19 protein-coding genes are annotated in these 19,595 nt (G+C 43.9%); 16 read left to right on the top strand and 3 right to left on the bottom strand.

Annotated features, from left to right (window positions below; translation table 11 throughout):
- Positions 1-118: 118 nt before the first annotated feature.
- Entirely contained in the window at positions 119-298 is a 180-nt protein-coding gene (locus D6853_RS01385; protein ID WP_120656023.1) for a DUF4250 domain-containing protein, read from the bottom strand.
- 186 nt (positions 299-484) lie between these two features.
- Here D6853_RS01385 and D6853_RS01380 point away from each other — a divergent pair, with 186 nt between their 5' ends.
- The 11 genes from D6853_RS01380 to D6853_RS01330 all read left to right on the top strand — a co-directional run bounded on the left by D6853_RS01380 (position 485) and on the right by D6853_RS01330 (position 10,448).
- The gene (locus D6853_RS01380; protein ID WP_120656022.1) at positions 485-1,210 is read left to right on the top strand and encodes a CpsB/CapC family capsule biosynthesis tyrosine phosphatase; all 726 of its coding nucleotides are present in this window, start codon (positions 485-487) and stop codon (positions 1,208-1,210) included.
- 65 nt (positions 1,211-1,275) lie between these two features.
- Positions 1,276-1,992: a YveK family protein gene (locus tag D6853_RS01375; protein WP_120656021.1), complete on the top strand. Its 717-nt coding sequence runs from the start codon at positions 1,276-1,278 to the stop codon at positions 1,990-1,992.
- Between the two features lie 39 nt (positions 1,993-2,031).
- Positions 2,032-2,862, top strand: a complete 831-nt coding sequence (locus D6853_RS01370; RefSeq protein ID WP_120656020.1) for a polysaccharide biosynthesis tyrosine autokinase — start codon at positions 2,032-2,034, stop codon at positions 2,860-2,862.
- 14 nt (positions 2,863-2,876) lie between these two features.
- A complete protein-coding gene (locus D6853_RS01365; protein ID WP_120656019.1) occupies positions 2,877-3,344 on the top strand; it encodes a hypothetical protein in 468 nt (155 codons plus the stop codon).
- Positions 3,345-3,347: 3 nt separating this feature from the next.
- On the top strand, positions 3,348-4,406 hold the full coding sequence (locus tag D6853_RS01360) for an LCP family protein (protein WP_120656018.1): 1,059 nt from the start codon (positions 3,348-3,350) through the stop codon (positions 4,404-4,406).
- Entirely contained in the window at positions 4,381-5,214 is an 834-nt protein-coding gene (locus D6853_RS01355) for a class B sortase (protein WP_207667201.1), read from the top strand. The genes D6853_RS01360 and D6853_RS01355 overlap by 26 nt, the downstream gene beginning before the upstream one ends.
- Positions 5,215-5,258: 44 nt before the next feature.
- Positions 5,259-6,116, top strand: coding sequence for a coiled-coil domain-containing protein (locus D6853_RS01350; RefSeq protein WP_120656016.1), 858 nt, complete (start codon positions 5,259-5,261; stop codon positions 6,114-6,116).
- Positions 6,117-6,244: 128 nt separating this feature from the next.
- Positions 6,245-7,300: a histidinol-phosphate transaminase gene (gene hisC, locus D6853_RS01345; RefSeq protein ID WP_120656015.1), complete on the top strand. Its 1,056-nt coding sequence runs from the start codon at positions 6,245-6,247 to the stop codon at positions 7,298-7,300.
- Between the two features lie 20 nt (positions 7,301-7,320).
- Entirely contained in the window at positions 7,321-7,800 is a 480-nt protein-coding gene (locus tag D6853_RS01340; RefSeq protein ID WP_120656014.1) for a COG2426 family protein, read from the top strand.
- Between the two features lie 65 nt (positions 7,801-7,865).
- Positions 7,866-8,705: a class I SAM-dependent DNA methyltransferase gene (locus tag D6853_RS01335; RefSeq protein ID WP_120656013.1), complete on the top strand. Its 840-nt coding sequence runs from the start codon at positions 7,866-7,868 to the stop codon at positions 8,703-8,705.
- Between the two features lie 24 nt (positions 8,706-8,729).
- Positions 8,730-10,448, top strand: a complete 1,719-nt coding sequence (locus D6853_RS01330; RefSeq protein WP_120656012.1) for an LIC_10190 family membrane protein — start codon at positions 8,730-8,732, stop codon at positions 10,446-10,448.
- Between the two features lie 40 nt (positions 10,449-10,488).
- Here the strand turns inward: D6853_RS01330 and dapF are convergent, their stop codons facing one another.
- A complete protein-coding gene (gene dapF / locus D6853_RS01325; protein WP_120656011.1) occupies positions 10,489-11,412 on the bottom strand; it encodes a diaminopimelate epimerase in 924 nt (307 codons plus the stop codon).
- Positions 11,413-11,594: 182 nt separating this feature from the next.
- Between dapF and D6853_RS01320 the strand changes: the two genes are divergently transcribed.
- The 5 genes from D6853_RS01320 to D6853_RS01300 all read left to right on the top strand — a co-directional run bounded on the left by D6853_RS01320 (position 11,595) and on the right by D6853_RS01300 (position 17,781).
- Positions 11,595-12,821 carry an LL-diaminopimelate aminotransferase gene (locus tag D6853_RS01320; RefSeq protein WP_120656010.1) on the top strand — a complete coding sequence of 409 codons (1,227 nt, stop codon included), beginning with the start codon at positions 11,595-11,597 and terminating at the stop codon, positions 12,819-12,821.
- 163 nt (positions 12,822-12,984) lie between these two features.
- Entirely contained in the window at positions 12,985-13,491 is a 507-nt protein-coding gene (locus tag D6853_RS01315; protein ID WP_120656009.1) for an SEC-C metal-binding domain-containing protein, read from the top strand.
- A gap of 58 nt (positions 13,492-13,549) precedes the next feature.
- A complete protein-coding gene (locus D6853_RS01310) occupies positions 13,550-15,433 on the top strand; it encodes a threonine--tRNA ligase (protein WP_120656008.1) in 1,884 nt (627 codons plus the stop codon).
- On the top strand, positions 15,405-17,162 hold the full coding sequence (locus D6853_RS01305) for a hypothetical protein (protein ID WP_120656007.1): 1,758 nt from the start codon (positions 15,405-15,407) through the stop codon (positions 17,160-17,162). The genes D6853_RS01310 and D6853_RS01305 overlap by 29 nt, the downstream gene beginning before the upstream one ends.
- A gap of 16 nt (positions 17,163-17,178) precedes the next feature.
- Positions 17,179-17,781 carry a hypothetical protein gene (locus D6853_RS01300; RefSeq protein WP_120656006.1) on the top strand — a complete coding sequence of 201 codons (603 nt, stop codon included), beginning with the start codon at positions 17,179-17,181 and terminating at the stop codon, positions 17,779-17,781.
- An 86-nt stretch (positions 17,782-17,867) separates the two neighbouring features.
- Here the strand turns inward: D6853_RS01300 and D6853_RS01295 are convergent, their stop codons facing one another.
- On the bottom strand, positions 17,868-19,544 hold the full coding sequence (locus tag D6853_RS01295; RefSeq protein WP_120656005.1) for a hypothetical protein: 1,677 nt from the start codon (positions 19,542-19,544) through the stop codon (positions 17,868-17,870).
- Positions 19,545-19,595 lie beyond the last annotated feature (51 nt).

Here is a 19,595-nt window from a genome sequence, read left to right as displayed (position 1 = left end):
GAAGATAAAAAACGAAAAATCCCAAGGGCAGCTTATAGAGGGTAAGCTTAAATGCTCTTGGAATTTTTCATGGGTTTATGTTGGTTTAAAGTGCTTCGTTTTAAGGTGAAAAGAATTCTCAAACAAACTGATTTCTTTTCTCGTCGTATGTAAAACCTGCATCTAATAATTTCTTTTTAATATTCTCAAGCTCCTGGGCGCTTATGTCCATATCGTCGGCGAGCGCATCCAGGCTGCTATACATATCTCTTAGCTTCATGTTCAGAAAACTGAATAACATGATCGGATCTTCCGGCATATTTCCACCTCCGGGAGTGTGATGAGCGGACTGTTCCGCCTCTTTTTTAAATCATAAAATCATTATACCCCAAAACCCAAGATGTTGGGAATGTTTTTTTATTACCACATCATATTGAAACGGCTCTTTTTAAAGGTGTATAATGAATGTGAGTTATTGCCTAAATTTATGCAAAGAGAGATAAAAATGCAAGCATCTGTTGATATACACTGTCATATCATGCCGGGAGTCGATGACGGCTCGCGGGATATGGATACAAGTTTAAAGATGCTGGAAATAGCAGCAAGGGACGGCATCACGGACGTTATTCTTACTCCTCATCACAAGCCTTTGCACCACAATGTAAGCGTTGAGCGCAACAAGATATATACCAAAAGGCTTCAGGAAGCTATAGATAACGCCGGCATCAATATCAGATTGTATTCGGGAAATGAGATATATTACAGCGATGAGACCCAAAGGGAACTTGAAGAGGGCAAGATATGCACACTTGCCGATTCCGAGTATGTTCTCGTGGAGTTTCATCCGACCAATCCATATAGTGCCATCTGCAACGCAGTCTATCAGATTCAGGGCGCCGGTTTTATTCCGATAATAGCGCATGTTGAGAGATACAGCGATATAGTTGAGCATCCCGCATATGTCGAAGAGCTTATCGACAAGGGCTGCTACATTCAGATAAATGCCCTGTCCGTCATGGGCAAGTACGGTTTTGGGATCAAGCTTTTTGCAAAAAAGATTTTGAAGAACAGGCTGGTACATTTCGTTGCGACGGATGCGCATGACATCAAGAAAAGAGCGCCGCACATGGCCGATTGCAGAGCATATATTCAGAGGAAATACGGCAAGGATTACGCTGACAGGATTTTTTACGACAATGCCATGAGCGTTATCCGCGGCGAGATATTATAAAAACGGCATCATTACTGCGTGCTCGGTCACACAGTGCATAAGACTATGAATCAGGAGTGAGGGGCTTGAACAGAAAAGAAGACATTATAGAAATTAATCTTGGCGAGCTTTTATCTGTTATTTTGGGGCGGGCGTTTCTCATCATCAGCGCCGGACTGTTTTTTGCGCTGGCAGGTCTTTTTGTCAGTAAATTCGTTCTTCATCCCATTTATGAATCAACTACCAAGATATACATATTGAACAAAGAGGAGAATCAGACCGTAACCTATTCTGACGTGCAGATATCCACTCAGCTCACGCAGGACTATGCGGAGCTTATAAAGAGCAGATACGTGCTTGAAGAGGTTGCGCAGAGGCTTAATCTTGTGGACATAACCTATGAAGATCTCGCCGATGTGCTCAAGGTCGATACACCTTCCGATACGCGTATTGTGTCGATAACAGCCAAGGACGAGGATCCTTTGATGGCAATGAAGATTGCAAACTGCATTCGAGAAGTTGCCAGTGAACATATCACCAACGTTATGGATATCGATGCGATCAACGTTGCCGAGACTGCCAATGTTCCAACCAAGAAAGCGAGTCCCAGAGTCGGCAGATGGACTGTTATCTCGGGACTTTTGGGTGCGATCATAGTTGCGTTCTTTGTTGTGCTCGGATACCTTCTCGACGATACGATCAAGAACTCCGACGATGTCGAGAGATACTTGGGACTCAGCACAATAGGACTTATACCGCTTTCACTTGAAGAGCAGGGTAAAAAGAAAACCAAGAAAAAATAATTATTTTTGTAGAGTAGAACACACAGAAACGGAGATTCTATGCAGAGCGCGAAGCTTCATTTCAGCCAGTCGGAAAACAATTATCAGGTAAAAGAAGCATACAAGACCCTTAGAAGTAACGTTGAGTTCAGCGGACAGAACGTGCGAGTTATCTCAGTCACAAGCTGTACTCCGGGTGAGGGTAAGACCACGGTAGCGATGGCTCTTGCGAGAGCCTTTGCCGAGGCAGGCAAGAAGACCATTCTTGTAGATGCCGATATGCGTAAGTCAGTGCTTGTCGGACGTTACAAGACAGGTTCCGTAAGGCTTGGACTTACACATTGTCTTGTCGGAAGAGAGAGACTTTCGAGCGTTATCTGCGAGACGGATACTCCCAATCTTTATGTGATCTTCAGCGGACCCGTTCCGCCTAACCCCAGTGAACTTTTGGGTGGCAGGATATTCAGTAAAGTTCTTGAGAACATGAAGCAGGTTTTTGATTATGTGATCATAGATACGCCTCCCCTCGGAAGCGTTATTGATGCGGCTGTTGTTGCAAAGCAGTGCGACGGTACGATCATGGTCGTTGAAAATAATGCGATAAGCTATAGGTTTGCGCAGAGGGTAAAAGATCAGCTGGATAAAGCGGGAGCCAAGATGCTCGGCGTTGTGCTTAACAAGGTTGATCTCAACGGCAAAGGCTATTACGGCCACTACGGACATTATTACGGCAAATACTACGGTAAGTATTACGGCAAATATTATGGTAACGGAAGCGATAATGACAGCAGTACCATGACAAGACCAAGGACTTCGGAACCGGACCTTGAGCCAGATGACGATGATCTTGACGAACTCAATTACCTCGCGGGAGTCACGAGGAAAGACTGATTTGGAGGAGACAAGTGAGAGGAAATATTCTCGGAATATTTTTTACAATATTAAGCGGAGTGCTTGCGGCGCTTATAGTTATCGCTTACGGAAGAAGCGACAGGCTTGCGCCGGAGTTTAGATTCACTGCGGTCGGACTTATCTATGATTCCAAGACGGCGGACAGAGATCTTATTCAGGGCGTAAATGCTTATGATTCCAAGGATGGTGACATGACGAGCAGGATTGTTGTCGAAAAGGTTGTCCTTAACAGGGACGCCGAGACTGCGGTTGTTTACTATGCCGTTGCCGATTTTAGCGGCAATGTTGCCAAGCAGTCACGAGTTTTTCCTGCGGATATCAGAGATATAGATTTTAACGGAGATTCATCTGAGGCTATGGAGGATCCTCTTTTTCCAAACATGCTCTCAGACGGAACACAAGGAGAAGGAGCTGTTGAAGGCGCGAGTGCAGAAGGCGTCTCTACAGATGATCAGGAGTAATAGATGAGGGGAAAAGGAAAAGTCTTTCTCATTGTCTGGGCAGTGTTTATGACGTTTATTGCGGGTGGACTTGTCGGATTTGAGATAATGAGAGTAATGGGAAAAGCTAATCTTGGTTCCAAATCCGCCACATCGGCACCGATGATGGGGCAGCAGGATTCATATGCGGTTTCGAACGCAAGCACGGAATGGCAGGATGACTGGATCACATATAACGGTGATGTATATGATTACAATGAAGATATAATTACTTTTTTAATAATGGGAATAGACAAAGATGATGAAGTTGTCTCGAAGGTATCTGAGGGAGGCGAAGGAGGACAGGCAGATGCGCTGTTTCTTCTTGTTCTCAACCCGCACACTCAGAAGATAAGCATTATAGGCATCAACAGAAATACAATGACCGATGTGGATGTTTATGATGAATACGGAAGATATCAGACTACGGTAGAAGCACAGGTTTGTCTGCAACACGGTTTCGGTGACGGAATGGAAGAATCCTGTGAATATCAGGTGAAGGCGGTGTCCAGTCTTTTTTACCAGCTCCCGATTCACGGCTATGCTGCTATAAATATGAGCGCGATTCCTACGATAAACGATCAGGTTGGCGGAGTTGATGTTGTTGTTCTCGAGGACCTCACAAAGTTTGATAAGACACTGAAAAAAGGCGCTGAAGTTCATCTTGAGGGAAAGACGGCATATCATTACATAAAGAGCAGAGATATACACATATCGGGCTCAAACAGTTCAAGGCTTGAAAGGCAGAAACAGTATATAAATGCTTTTATAAATGCTGCCAGAAATAAGTGCAGTGAAAATAATAACGCTGCAGTGGAGCTTTTTACGGCAATCGGAAGTAAGATGGTAACTAATATATCTGCCGATGAGATCTCATATCTTGCTCCGTATCTTGTATCGTATACGTTTGATGTAGATGACATCATATCAATTGACGGTGAAACTTCCAGGGATGGAAAGTATGAGGAGTTTAGAGTTGATGATGACAGCCTCTATGAGACTATAATAGATGTTTTTTATGAAAAAATTGATCAAGCGGGCTAATGAAATGTATACGAAAAGACGATATAAAATAGTAGATATGATAGCCGTAAAAGGACTTTTTTTACCGCTGATGGCAGTTTTTCTTATCGGATGTTCACAGAAGGATACAGATGCCGGACGTAACACCGCTTATGAAAAAAGTACTCTTCCGACGGAGCAGAAAATCGGATTTGAAAACATCAAGAGCTTAAATGAGGATGCTTTTGCATGGTTGTACATTCCGGGGACGGATATAAATTATCCCATTCTTCAGGATTCTGAAGGTGATGATTCTTTTTACAAAAGTCATAACGAGTACAAAGAGCCTGATGAAAACGGGGCGATTCATATCGAGGCTGCAAATCTTAATGACATGTGTGACTTTAATGAAGTCATTTACGGATCGTCGCCTAAGGATGGAACCGGATTTGCGCAGCTCAATAATTTTTTGGATAAAGAATATTTTGACGAGCACAAGTATGTACATGTATATATGGAGGATAACTCCCTTATATATTATATAATTGCCGCTTATATCCGTGATGATACAAAGCTTCTTGCACAGTATGATTTCACATATGCTTCCGGGTGTATGGAGTTTATCAATGAGATCTACAGAAAAGGAGATGACAGTAAGATTATCAGGGATGGCTGCGAGACGGGGCTTGAACCGGAACATTTCCTTATTACGCTTACTACGGACAGCACCGATGAGCCGGGAAAGCAGACGGTGGTTATCGGATGTCTGATGGGGGACGTAGCCGGGAAAATTGACAGAGATGTTGATTACGGAGATGAAGACGACATTAATATTCAGGCTGAATGGTAACAGAAGGATAATGATGTTTAGATAAAAGAACGGAGGCAAAAATTATGAAAAAGATTCTGGCTCTTACAGTTGCAGGTACACTTTTGGTGACGAGTTCCGTATGTGTTTTTGCTGCGGAGGATACTACCGGTGAGAATACAGTTACGGAGGCAAATTCTGACGTGGATCCCAGCCCGGATATAAAGGGGTTAGAAGAAAAGCTCAAAAAGCAAGAAGAGCAGGCTCAGGCTGATAGGGAAAAGGCTGAAAAGGACAAAGCCGAACTAAATCAGAAGATAGGTGAGCTTAAATCAGTGCAAGAGGAACTTAGTAAGAAACTTACCACTCTCGCAAATGATAATAAAGAACTCGAACAGAAGAAAGCACAACTGACAAAGCAGCTTGAATCAACAAATAAGAGTCTCGACGCTGCTGTTAAAGCAAAGAATAAATACGAAGAAAAATATAATAATGCGACAGCCGCTCCCAAGAGAAGAGAGACTCCTTCAAGAGAGCAGGTGCTTAGCAAAAATAACGCAGTCGGTGACGGAAACGGCGGATACATCGCTCAGGGCGGACATGTTCAGATCAACGGCGGAAAGAGCAATGTTACATTTACACTTTCAGCTCCCACAGCAGGTGTTCTGAGTTCTGCAAACAAGTATGCAAACAGTATTGGCGGAACACTTCTTCACTGTGTAACAACAAGCTCACCCGGAGTTTCGTTTAAGACAGCGGTAGTAAATTTCACTGTTACCGGCGTAAGTGCAAACGATTCAATTGCAGTATACCAGCTTCAGGGCAAGAATTGGGTTCAGGTAATGGTTACATCCATTACAGATAACCACGTATCCGTAAGCCTTACACAGCACGGACCTCTCGCTTTCGTAAGAGTTGCAGCGGTTGCAACTGCAACACATTGAGATTAATAATTGAAAGCCACGCCAAAAGGCGTGGCTTTTTCAATGTATACGCACAGTTTTGTGGTTTTATGTTATAATAGCGTTGCTGTGTACATGAATGAAGTGTACGAGGCAGCGAGGAGAATACAATGAGCTGGGAAGATAACGTCAGAAAGGTTGTTCCCTACACACCGGGAGAGCAGCCCAAAGTTAAGAATATAATCAAGATCAATACCAACGAGAATCCCTATCCGCCTGCTCCTGCAGTGCAGGAAGCGCTTAGGACCATGGATGTGGATCAGTTCAGGAAATATCCGGATCCCACATGTGATGTGCTTGTGACTGCGCTTTCGGATTTCTACAAGGTTGATAAAGAAAAGATCTTCGTGGGAGTAGGTTCCGACGACGTTCTTGCGATGGCTTTCCTGACATTCTTTAATTCGGATAAGCCAGTTCTTTTCCCTGATATCACGTATTCTTTTTATGATGTATGGGCAGATCTTTACAGGATCCCTTACAGGCAGATCCCGCTTATGGATGATTTCTCGGTAAAGATAGACGATTACTTCGTTCCAAACGGCGGAATAATCCTGGCTAATCCCAATGCACCGACCGGAGCGCAGCTTCCGATTGACGCGGTTGAAGAAGTTATTAAGAACAATCCCGATGTAGTGGTTATCGTTGATGAAGCCTATGCTGATTTTGGCGGACAGTCGGTTCTGCCTTTGATAGACAAGTATGATAACCTTTTGGTTGTTCAGACTTTTTCAAAGTCACGTTCCATGGCAGGTATGAGAGTGGGATATGCTTTCGGCTGCAAGAAGATCATCAAATATCTTCTCGATGCCAAGTTCTCTTTTAACTCATACACAATGAACATGCCCGCTCTTGAGCTGGGTGCTCTTGCGGTCAAGGACAGAGCTTACTTCGAGAAGACTGTCAGCATGATCATCAACACAAGAGAGAGAGTAAAGAAGCAGCTAATCGAGCTAGGCTTTGAATTTGCTGATTCCAAGACCAATTTCATCTTTGCAAGGCACAAAGAGAAATCGGGAAAAGAGATCTTTGATTTCCTTAGGGCAAACAACATCCTCGTAAGAAGATGGGATGCGCCCAGGATCAGCGACTATCTCAGGATCTCCATCGGTACAGATGAGGAGATGGATATTCTAATATCCAAGTTAAAAGAGTTTTTGAATAAGTGATTTAAGGAGTTATATAGGTTATGTTGAATTATCTAATTGTTTTTTTATGTTCAATGGTTCCTCTTGTAGAGCTTAGGGGGGCGATTCCGATTGCGCACAAAATAAGTTTGGATGACCCGTCATTCAATATTTATCTTGCATATCTTATTATTGCTATAGGAAATATGATCCCTGTTCCTTTTATCTTTTTCTTTGCAAGAAAGGTCCTTGAGTGGGGAAAAGACAAGCCCATCATCGGAGGATTCTTTACATTCTGCCTTGAAAAAGGAGAGAAGGGTGGACAGAAGCTTACAGCAAAAGCAGGAAGAGGATTATTCCTTGCACTTCTTCTCTTTGTAGGAATCCCTCTTCCGGGAACAGGTGCATGGACAGGCACTCTTGCAGCCAGTATTCTTGATATGGATTTTAAGTCAAGTGTATTTGCTGTTATCCTTGGAGTAGCGCTTGCAGGAATAATAGTGACTGTGGCAAGTCTTTTGGGAGTAAGCATTTTAACCTGATGATCATGTATTATCGTAATGCTTATGAGCAATTTGTTCTGAGCAGGTATTGAAAGGCAAGAGATATGGACGCATATAGCGATTTCGCCAATGTATACGACATATTCATGGATGAAACCCCATACGAAGTATGGGGTGATTTTGTCGTGGAATTGATGAATAAGTACGGCGTGTCTAAGCCTGTGTCCGAAGGCGGAGCAGAGACCGGTAGTTCAGAGGCTGAAGAGAACTCCGAGGCGGCGCTTGAGCAGGAGCGCAATCTCGTTGCTGAGCTCGGCTGCGGAACAGGCTCTTTTACCATTAATATGGCGAAGCGCGGCTATGATATAATCGGTATAGATATGTCTTCCGATATGCTTGATATTGCAAGGAAGAAAACTCAGGCGGAAGGGCTTGATATCATGTACCTTGAACAGGACATGAGAGAGCTTGATCTTTACTGCACCGCGGGCACGATATTAAGCGTATGCGACAGCATCAATTATCTTCTTGCGGATGATGATGTTATAGAGACATTTAAACTCGTTAATAATTTTCTTTTTCCTAAAGGAGTTTTTATCTTTGATTTCAACACGCTCCACAAATACAGAGACATTATCGGAGATGTGACGATAGCGGAGAACCGCGAGGATTGCAGCTTTATCTGGGATAATTATTATCACGATGAACAGCATATCAACGAATATGATCTTACGATATTTGCAAAGTGCGGCGAGGGAGATGTGTTCAAGAGATCCGTTGAGACGCACTACCAGAGAGGCTACACGCTTGATGAGATGAAAGCTTTTGTAGAAAAAGCGGGACTTAAATTTATCGATTGCTATGATGCGGATACGCACGAAGCACCGACAGAAGAGAGCGAGAGAATATACATTGTTGCCGGAGAGTGTGGCAAACAGCTTTAAACATAAATATATGAGGGACAATACATGGTAATTGTGATACTCAGCTACATATACATTTTTATGATATGTCTTTTTGCGGGAGTAACGGTAAGAGAAGCTCTTTCGAAATTTATTCCCGTTCCTAAGACGGAGAAGATCGGCATCACCGGTATTATAGTTTCGGGACTTGTCGCTCTCACCGTGTATGCTGAGTTTTTCAGTATCTTTTATAAGATCGGAGCAATCTGCCACATCATCATGCTCATGATATTGTCACTCGGTGCGTACAAGTACCGCAGACAGATTAGCAAGATTCTTATATCGATCAGAAAGAGATTCTATTCAAAAGAAGGCTTCGTGTGCCTCATTATTGTGCTTATATCCGCATACTTTGCGTCGCGCGGACAGTTCCATAAGGACACACAGATTTATCACGCCCAGGCAATCCGTATACTTGAAGAGTACGGAGTCTTGAAAGGCCTTGGCAATTTCCAGTTACATTTTGCATACAACAGTTCATATCTTCCGCTCTGCGCACTGTTTACGCTGAGCTTTGTTTTGCCGTTTGCGCTTCATACGATGACGGGCTTTTTCATGGCTCTTTTCACCTGCTATGCGGTATGCGGGCTTATGAAAAAGACATCGAAAGACAGTCACATCGGTGACATGGCAAGAATTTCTGTTATTATTTACAGCATAACCTCGCTTGAATATTTACAATCGCCCGCGACTGATTACGGAACGATGTACATGGTGCTCTATATCATGTGTGCGTGGATAACCCATGCGGTCGAGAAGGCGGACGATTCCGATGAAATTCCCGTATACGGATACCTTTCGGTTCTTTCAATCTTTACCGTCAGCATGAAGCTTTCGGCGGCAGCTATCGTGGTGCTTGCGGTTGTTCCTTTTGTTCTTTTGGTAAAAAAGAAAGCGACTAAAGAAATATGGTCTTTTATAGCAATAGGTTTTTTTGCATTCCTCCCGTATCTGATCAGAAACGTGATAATCTCGGGATGGCTCTTTTACCCTGTTGAAGCTATCGATTTCTTTAAGGTTATTTGGAAAATTCCGGCTGAGTATATGAGACATGATTCCGCGCAGATCAAGGTTTGGGGAAGGTGTCTTCAGGATGAGCCCGGAGATATGTTTGAGAAGCTGAGCTACGGTCTTTCAACATGGGTACCCATATGGTGGGATAGGCAGCAGTTTTTTGAAAAGCTTCTTATTCTCTTTCAGGTCGTGGGAGCGGGCGCTGTATTTATCAATCTGATCGTTGTTTTATTAAAAAAGAAAAAGTTTCGCGCCGACGTTTCGATATTTTATATTACCGTGCTTATAAATATAGCGATGTGGTTTTTTACCGCGCCGTTTATCAGATACGGACTTGCGTTTCTTATGCTGCTTCCGTTGTGCTCATGCATGAATCTAGCCGAGAATATTTTCAGGGGAAAAGCCTTTCTTAGATTTGGTTTTGCTTTGATAGCGATCATTTGTTTCGGAAATTGGACGGTGCACTATCTTAAAGTTGACGCCGCTCGATTTACGGATCATTTGAAAGATAATTACTACGTAGTGCCGATACCTTTTGAAGACGATGATACAGATGAAGTTGAGATGAACGGAGTGATAGTATATAATTCCGCGCATGAAGATGACGGAGTAAACAGCTACTACCATTGTCCGAGTTCATGCTACATGGATATGATAAACAGAACAGAGCTCATAGGAGAAACAATAGAAGAGGGCTTTAAAGCGAAGTGATTCGCTTTAAAGCCCTTTAGCTTACTTAATTATTTTATAATTAAAACTTACTGATATCGATCTCACCGTCAAATACTGTTGTTGCGGGACCTTCCATAATAACGGGTGAATCAGGACGTTTATCCCAAGAGCATTTGATCACGCCTCCGAGAACATGGACGTTTACAGTTGTTGCGGTATAAAGATTTAAGATACATGCAACTGTTGTTGCGCAGCATCCTGTTCCGCAAGCAAGAGTTTCGCCTGTTCCTCTTTCCCATACACGCATACGAACGTTGTTCATATCATCAATTGATACGAATTCGGTGTTTGTGCGGTTGGGGAACATAGGATGATTTTCAAACAAAGGACCAATCGTATTGATATCGAATGTTGAAAGATCGGCATCCTCGGGAAGGAACACTACGCAGTGCGGATTTCCCATTGATACACAGGTTACATTCCATGTCTTTCCGGCGACCTCAACAGGAACGTTTACAGCGAGTCTTCCGTATGTTCCGGAAAGGCTTTCGTATCTCACGTTGTTCTTGCTGAGCTGCTCATCTGTTAATGTTACGGGAACGCTTGCTGCATCGAGAATCGGAGCCCCCATATTGACCTTTACCGATTCAACAAGCTCGTCTTCACCGATCTTAAGATCGATGTACTTGTTTTTGCCTGCGCTTACGATAGTAAGCTGCTGCTTGTCCGTGAGCTGTTTGTCATAGACATACTTGGCTACGCATCTGATACCGTTGCCGCACATCTCTGAGCGGGTACCGTCCGCGTTGAACATTTCCATCTCAAAGTCGATCTCTTCGTCATCTACCGGGTTAATGAAAATAACCCCGTCAGAACCTATTCCGAAATGTCTGTCGGAAAGGAAGCGAACGATTGATGGCTTCTTGTTCTGAGGAACAACCTCCTTTGAGCCGTCGACATAGACGTAATCATTGCCGCAGCCCTGCATTTTCGTGAATTTCATACAACTACTACCTCGTGATTATTATTTGATACTATTATATACGAAAGTTGTTGGATTATGGTGCTATAGCTTGAGTTAATTTTGTTATTTTTTATAATAGCTTGCTTGAAGAAAAATGTATACAATTATACAAAAAAGTAGTAGAATTTTTTTAAAAATGGCATGAAAGTGAGGACGATTCAATGTTTAGACCCAACAGTGATTACTTGAAACTTCCCGGAAGCTACCTTTTCAGCACTATTGCCAAGAAGGTTAACGCTTATCAGGCAGCCAATCCGGATAAAAAGATAATAAGACTCGGAATCGGAGATGTTACACAGCCCCTTTGCCCCGCAGTTATCGAGGCACTTCACAAGGCTGTTGACGAGCAGGCCGTTGCCGAGACTTTCAGAGGCTATGCGCCCGATCTCGGATATGATTTCCTTCGCCACGCAATGGCTGAGAATGATTTCAGAAGCAGAGGCTGTGATATCGCAGATGATGAGATCTTTATTTCAGACGGCGCCAAGAGTGATTCCGGAAACATTCAGGAGATCTTTTCAAAAGACGCCAAGATCGCCGTTTGCGATCCCGTATATCCCGTTTACGTTGATTCCAACGTAATGGCCGGAAGAACAGGCGATTATGATGAGAGCACAGGAATCTGGAGCAATGTTATCTACATGCCTTGCACGGCTGAGAACGGCTTTGCACCCGAGCTTCCTACAGAGACACCCGATCTCATTTATCTTTGCTTCCCCAACAATCCTACAGGAAGTGCGATCACCAAGGATCAGCTTCAGGTTTGGGTTGACTATGCAAACAAAGTCGGCGCGGTTATCATTTACGACGCAGCTTATGAAGCATATATTTCAGAGGACAACGTTCCTCATTCGATCTATGAGTGCGAGGGCGCCAAGACCTGCGCTATCGAGCTCAGATCTTTTTCCAAGAATGCAGGATTCACGGGACTTCGTCTCGGAGCAACAATTATTCCTCATGATCTTACAGTTGATTTTGAGGGCAAAAAGGTTCAGATGCACAGCCTCTGGGCAAGAAGACACGGAACCAAGTACAACGGAGCTCCTTACATCGTACAGAGAGCCGGCGAGGCTTGCTACTCTGATGCAGGTAAGGCTCAGATCAAAGATATGGTCGCTCGCTACATGAAGAACGCAACATATATCCTTAACGGGCTTAAGGACGCAGGCTATGACGTATCAGGCGGTGTCAACTCACCTTACGTATGGCTTCGCACTCCTAACAACATGACAAGCTGGGAGTTCTTTGATTATCTTCTTGAGAACGCCAATGTTGTCGGAACTCCCGGATCGGGCTTTGGTCCCAGCGGAGAGCACTACTTCAGACTTACCGCTTTCGGAAGCTACGAGAACAGCGTAGAAGCTCTTGAGAGAATCAAAAAGCTCTGATGTTATCCGGAATAATATAGACAGTAGAAGTCGTCTCGAGATATCGGGGCGACTTTTTTGACACCTATATCATAATGTATTAGAATGTAATTTACGTATATCAAGATCAAGGGGCATACTATGCCCTGACGAAGAGACTTTTTAGAAAATAGGAGTAACAGATATGGCATTATTAAAAAAATGGCGTGATATGGCCTACTCTGAGACTACTGACAAGGGTAGCCTTCAGAAATTATGGACAGAGTATTTTCAGAAGGAACGTGACATCTACGCAGAGCTTCTTAAGAATCCCGACGACGTTGTAAAGGGAACAGTTAAAGAGCTCGCTGACAAGTTCGGTGTAGATATCATGACTATGACCGGATTCCTTGACGGTATCAATGATTCCCTCAAGACACAGAATCCTATAGATGACATGGAAGAAGACACAGAAGTTAATCTCGGATTCGAGAAAGAGCTTCTTTACAAGAACATGGTAAATGCCGGAGCAGACTGGCTTTACAATCTTCCCGAGTGGGAGGCTATTTTTGATGAGGATAAGAGAAAAGCTCTTTACAAAGAGGAGAAGGCTTCTCATACAATCGTAAAAGAGCAGAAGGTTTATCCCAATGATCCCTGCCCATGCGGAAGCGGCAAGAAGTATAAGAAGTGCTGCGGTAAGAACGCGTAAGCGGAACATCATTATAAAATAACAGGCTGTACCCGGTTGGTATAGCAGAAGGAGCGTTATGAACAAAGAAGAGTATTTGGAAGTTTATCGTCACTCACTGGCACACATTCTCGCTAAGGCTGTTATTGAGCTTTACGGAAAAGAAGTACAGTACGCTATAGGACCTCAGATCGACGACGGTTGCTATTACGATTTTGTACTTCCCAAGGCAGTAACACAGGATGACTTTAAGACCATCGAAGATAAGATGCGCGAGATCATCAAGAGAAGAGAAGATTTTACACGTAAAGAAGTTTCAAGAGCCGAGGCGCTTGAAATGTTCAAGGATCAGAAGTTCAAGACAGAACTTATTCAGGATCTTCCCGAAGATGAAACTTTGACAGTATATTATACAGGCGATGATTATGTAGATCTTTGCCGCGGACCTCACGTAGGTAACTCTCAGGAGCTTATGAATGCAGCTTATCAGATCAAGGCTGTATCCGGAGCATACTGGAGAGGTGATGAAAAGAGAGACCAGCTCTCAAGAATTTATCTCTATGCTTTCCCAAGTAAGGATGAGCTCAAGAAGCACATCAAGATGATCCAGGAAGCTATGGAGAGAGACCACAAAAAGATCGGTGCACAGCTTGATCTCTTCATGTTTGATGAGACAGCTCCCGGAATGCCTTACTGGCTTCCCAGAGGATGGAAGATGTATCAGGCGCTTCTTAAGTACTCCAGAGAAGTGCAGGAGAGACACGGCTACACTGAGATCGCAGCTCCCCTTGTAAACAACAAGAAGCTTTGGCTTATCAGCGGTCACTGGGCACACTATGTAAACAACATGTTCATGGTACCCGGTGTATCAGGATGGCTCAAGGCTGACGCTGAAGTTCCCGGAATCCTCGAGAACATCAACGAGCCCGCAGAAGAGCCCAAGAACGTCAAGATTCAGGCAGGTTCTGTTCTCTACAATCGTGAACAGGATGACACAATGGCTGCAAAGCCCATGAACTGCCCTAATGCCATGATGACATATAAGAGAACCAATCACTCCTACAAGGAGCTTCCTATCCGTTACAGTGAGTACGATGTACTTCACCGTAAGGAGAAGTCCGGACAGATGAACGGTCTTTTCCGTGTACAGGAGTTCCGTCAGGATGATGACCATACATTCGTAATGGAGTCTCAGATAAAAGAGGAGATTGCAGACGTAATCGCTATTGCAGATGAGATCTACTCCACATTCGGTGTTACATACAGAGCCGAGTTCTCAACAAGACCCGAGGACTTCATGGGTGACATCGAAGTTTGGAACAGAGCCGAGGCTGCTCTTAAGGAAATCCTTGATGAGAAGTACGGCGAGGGCGGATACGAGATCAACGAAGGTGACGGTGCTTTCTACGGACCCAAGATTGACCTTCAGATCAAGGACGCGCTCGGAAGAGAGTGGCAGTGCGGAACCGTACAGCTCGACTTCCAGCTTCCTCATAACTTCGGACTTACATATCAGGCTCAGGACGGAACAATGCAGATGCCCGTCGTAATCCACAGAGCTATCTACGGATCACTTGAGAGATTCATCGGTATCATTATCGAGAACTTCAAGGGCGTATTCCCCTTCTGGCTCAGCCCTTATCAGGTAGGTATCGTGCCTATCCGTGTGGAGCACAATGAGTATGCCAAGAAGGTAGAAGAAGCTCTTATGAATGCCGGAATCCGTGTTGAGGCTGATTACTCAGACAACAACATGAAAGAGAAGATCAAGAAGTTTAAGAACTACAAAGATCCATACATCATTGTTGTCGGTGACAAGGAAGCACAGGAGAACACAGTATCCATCAACGTTCGCGGATCCAACAAGCAGGTTCAGAACGTACCTCTTGAGGCACTTGTTGAGATGTGCAAAAAGATGAATGAGGAGCATACACTTGAACTTATCGACAGCTACGAAGCGTGATAAATTTATAGGCATAGCTTTTTTTGGCCTGACCATATATTTTTTGGTCAGGTCATTTATCTTGTCGTGGTCCATTGATATATGGTACGACGAGCTTTTTTCCATGGAGTTTTCTTCTTGTTCGGTAAAAGAGCTTGTGGCTTATACCGCGCGCGATGTTCATCCTCCGCTTTATTATATGATCGTAAGATTCGTGACTTTGTTATTTAAGGGCTTAGGTCTTACAAACTATGGAGGCGGCGGTATCGTGCCTGTTGAGACGGTAGCCAAGATCGTATCGATCATACCGTTTATCTTGCTTATTATCTATGCGATTACCAATATAAGAAAAAACTTCGGATGGCTGACCGCAGGACTGTTTTCTTTTGCAGTTGTGACCATGCCGGGACTTCCCGAGTACACAACCGAGATCAGAATGTACAGCTGGGCGATATTCTTCGTTACGGCTACGCTACTTCACGGATTTAATCTGGTAAGGAGTATGGCGCGCGGGATTGCCCCTGCGAAAGAGGATGGCAAGGTCGGAAACACTGGCAGATTGTGGGATGTCGTAAACGGCGCCGCAATGTTTTTCTACGCGGTCTGTGCTTCGTATACACATTACTATGCCGCGATAGCTATCGGCGCGATTTACTTCATGATCTTTGTTTGGATGCTGAAGGCGTTTGTGATGAGTATGAAGGCGCGTAGGAAAACTTCTAAAGAGGATTCGAAGACCGATGACGCAAGCAGCGCTAAACGAAGTGTATTTAACTTCCGTCCGTTTGCGGTCGTTGTGATCACTGCGAATCTGGTTATAGCGGCATATATTCCGTGGGCGTCGGCTCTTTTGTCCCAGGTTAATGCGGTAAGCAACAACTACTGGATTCAGCCCGTAGGATTTCACACACTCGGAAGCTGCGCAAAGTACATGTTCAGCGGATACTTTGTAAATCCCAAGATAGCTGCTGCAAGTGCGGTGATACTTGTGGTACTTATCGCAATCATATTTATGACAGTGGTACTTGAGCTTATTAAGGTGAAAAAGGGACCTGCTGCTTATTCATATGTTGCTTTCTGGGTGCTCCCGATGCTCGTGTTTGTTGGATTACTCGCTTCAGTGATCATCAGACCCGTGTTCGTAAACAGATATATGGTTCCTGCGTTTGGAGCCTTTTGGCTCGCTGTTTCGATAGCAATCGGAAATATATTCGCCTCAATTTCTTTTAAGGGCGTAAAAGAGAAAATAACTGCAATTACGGCGATATTACTTGCAATAGTCATGCTCGTCGTCGGAATTGTTGATTTTAGGGCTTTCATTGGTAACGAAAAATATCGTATAGTAAATATGGTCAAGACCGCAGAATTTTTTGACGGACTTGATGAAGATACGGTTATCATCAGTAACTTTGAGCATGTGCAGGCTCTTTTGTCCTATTATCTTAATGAGAACGGAATTGCCGGTGCATACAAGGGTGATACGCCCGCGCCTTATTCAATCTATCTTTACAAGGCGGAAGCGGAACCGCTGATAAAAGAGAATGTTCCGGGCCTTTATTCTATCGAGGATTCCGCGGACATATACAATTATCTGGAAGCGGGTAAAAAAGTTCTTTTCCTCGGAAGCTTTAACAGCAGAGAAGTGCTGCTTGAAGAGTGGAGAAACGACTACGGTATAACCTACGAGAATAAGGGAAGTTACCTGATGGAACGCTATTGGTTCGATGTATTCGAACTGGCAATACAATGATGATTCGGAGAAAAATATGCTCAGAATAAAGAAAAGTTTATTGATATCGATTTTAACAGTGACATTTATGGCTGCGTTCTTAAGCGAGGCGAACGCTGTTTCGGCGCACGCTGAGGAAGAACTCAAGATTGCCAAGCAGTGCACTTTTGTAATTCCTTCCGAGTTTACGCCAAGCAGTGAGAGGAATCTTTTTATAGACAAAAGTTATCCCATGGAGTCTGGTTCGATCAAGTACAGCGTTTACTATAACGGCATGGACGTGATCATGACCAACAGGGAGAGAGAAGAGGCCGAGAAAAAGGCTGAGGAAAAGATAATAGACAACTCCGGAGAGCTGACCAAGAAGGAATACGAAGAGCTTCTTTCTGCCAATTACAACAAAGAGTACGGAACGGATGTCGGATTTAAAGTCTCGGATTTTGATACCATCGAGATCGACGGTTTCCCCGGCTACAAGATAGAAGCAAGTTTCAAGGTCGGTGATGAGGAACCGATATATCAGACGGTTTACATGATTCGCTCAAGGTATAGAACATTTACCATAACCTATCAGCGCGCCGAGGACGATGAATGTTCGGAAAGCTTTGAAAAGAGCGCAAAGACTATTCATGTTATGTAAAAAGAAAAAATAAAGCCCACGCTATGGATTAACACAGCGTGGGCTTGTTTATGTCGAATGATCACAGTGGGGGTGGGGGTTAGTGATCATCCGATGTCAGATGGGGAATAATTTTCTTCAATTCTGCCATATTCTTTCATAAGTTTCAATGCTCCGCAGTAACCGTCTTTGTTTAAAAGAGAAGTTGGAGCAATTTCCGCATTGGCAGGAATTAAAGTTATGTAGTCTATGTTCTTGTATGTAAAATCAATTGTTGTAGCTATGCCTGCTTTTGATACCTCTTCAAGCAGTGTAATTGTCCTTCTGTTAAGTCCCACATAGTTACCGAGATTGAGCTTTAATCCTTCCTTGATCATGGCGTTTGCTTTCTCGGTATTTCCTGATTTAATGGCTTCGCTAAGCTGCTTTAAGTACCCTTCAATCTGATTGTTCAGAGCTGTAATGAAAATAGCATGTTCGTTAGTAGGCGTAGCTGTGTTTACAGATCCGCCGTTATTATCGGATGAATGTGAACTTCCACCGTGTGAGGAAGGGACCTCCGGGGGTGCGGTTTCAGTGTTGTCAACTACGATATTAGTGCTTGTAGGTGCACTTGGAGGATTCTGCTGACCACTGCCACTTGGAACTTGCTGGCTGCTTCCACCGGGAGTTTGCTGTCCGCCACTTTGGCTCTGTGCCTGTTCAATATAGGCTTTAATCTCATCTATTGAAGTACCGGGATCATAGATGGTTATTTTTCCTGTGGTGAGATTTGTGTCATCAACAACTTCGGTTCCGTTAGCAACAACAGCTGCACCATTACCTATGCCGGCTCCGTAGAAATCTCCGTAGGGACCAGTAAGAAAACCACTTGCAACATGGACATTAGCATTATCTCGGATTGTAATGTTAGTAGCCGTTCCAAATATTCCACTGCCAATACCGGCACCTCCCGTCGAACTAGTAGATATAACAGAGCTATTATCTTGTATGGTAATATCAGATCCATTGCCGTTACCTCCGCCACCTATACCTGCGGCGTGTGAGCCACCGGAAGCAGTTACCTTGGCATTTCCATTTATGGTTATATTGGACCCGTCTCCTAGAAATCCGCCACCTATACCTGCACCTTCATCACCACTGGACGCAGTTACCCTGGCATGACCGCCTATAGTTATATCAGATCCATTGCCGTTATCTCCGCCACCTATACCTGCACCTCTTGTCCCACCGGAAGCAGTTACCTGGGCATTTCCATTTATAGTTATATCAGATCCGTCGCGTCGAAATCCTCCGCCGATACCTGCACCGTGTGAGCCGCCTTTTGCCTCAATAGATCCGGCTGCCTCAGAGCTTCCGCTTGAATCTGTTATGGTAAGATCACCGTCATTATTTTTTTCTATACCGGCGTGTAAATTGTCTGCTTGTACCTTACTGTCTCCGTCAAGTTCAATTGTTACATTTCCCCCGCCTTGTGTACTTATTGGAGCGTTGCCAGAGCTTGATGTTATATCCACGCTATCAAGCGTTACAGTCGCAGTTGTGCCAGTTTCAGCATGTATTGTAACAGTATGCTCTGTTGATGTACCCGTGATTGTAGGATTGGTATCATTCTCACTTCGGCTACCCTGTGATACGTTCTGCTCTGTTTCGCTTGTTCTGTTAACTGCGATATCTCCTTCAGCGATGTCCCATTCACCAGCCAAAGCAGTGAGTGGCATTGTCAGTACCATAAGCGCCGACATTATCATACTTAGTGTGATTCTTCCAATTCTTCTTTTCATCATTTTTACCCCGTTATAACCCGATTAATGTAAATAAGTAGAGGTATATAT

Source organism: Butyrivibrio sp. X503, from assembly GCF_003625475.1.
In the GTDB taxonomy this organism is placed as follows: Bacteria; Bacillota; Clostridia; order Lachnospirales; family Lachnospiraceae; genus Butyrivibrio.
Note: the sequence above shows the minus strand (reverse complement) of the source record. Positions and strands in the feature narration are given on the sequence as shown.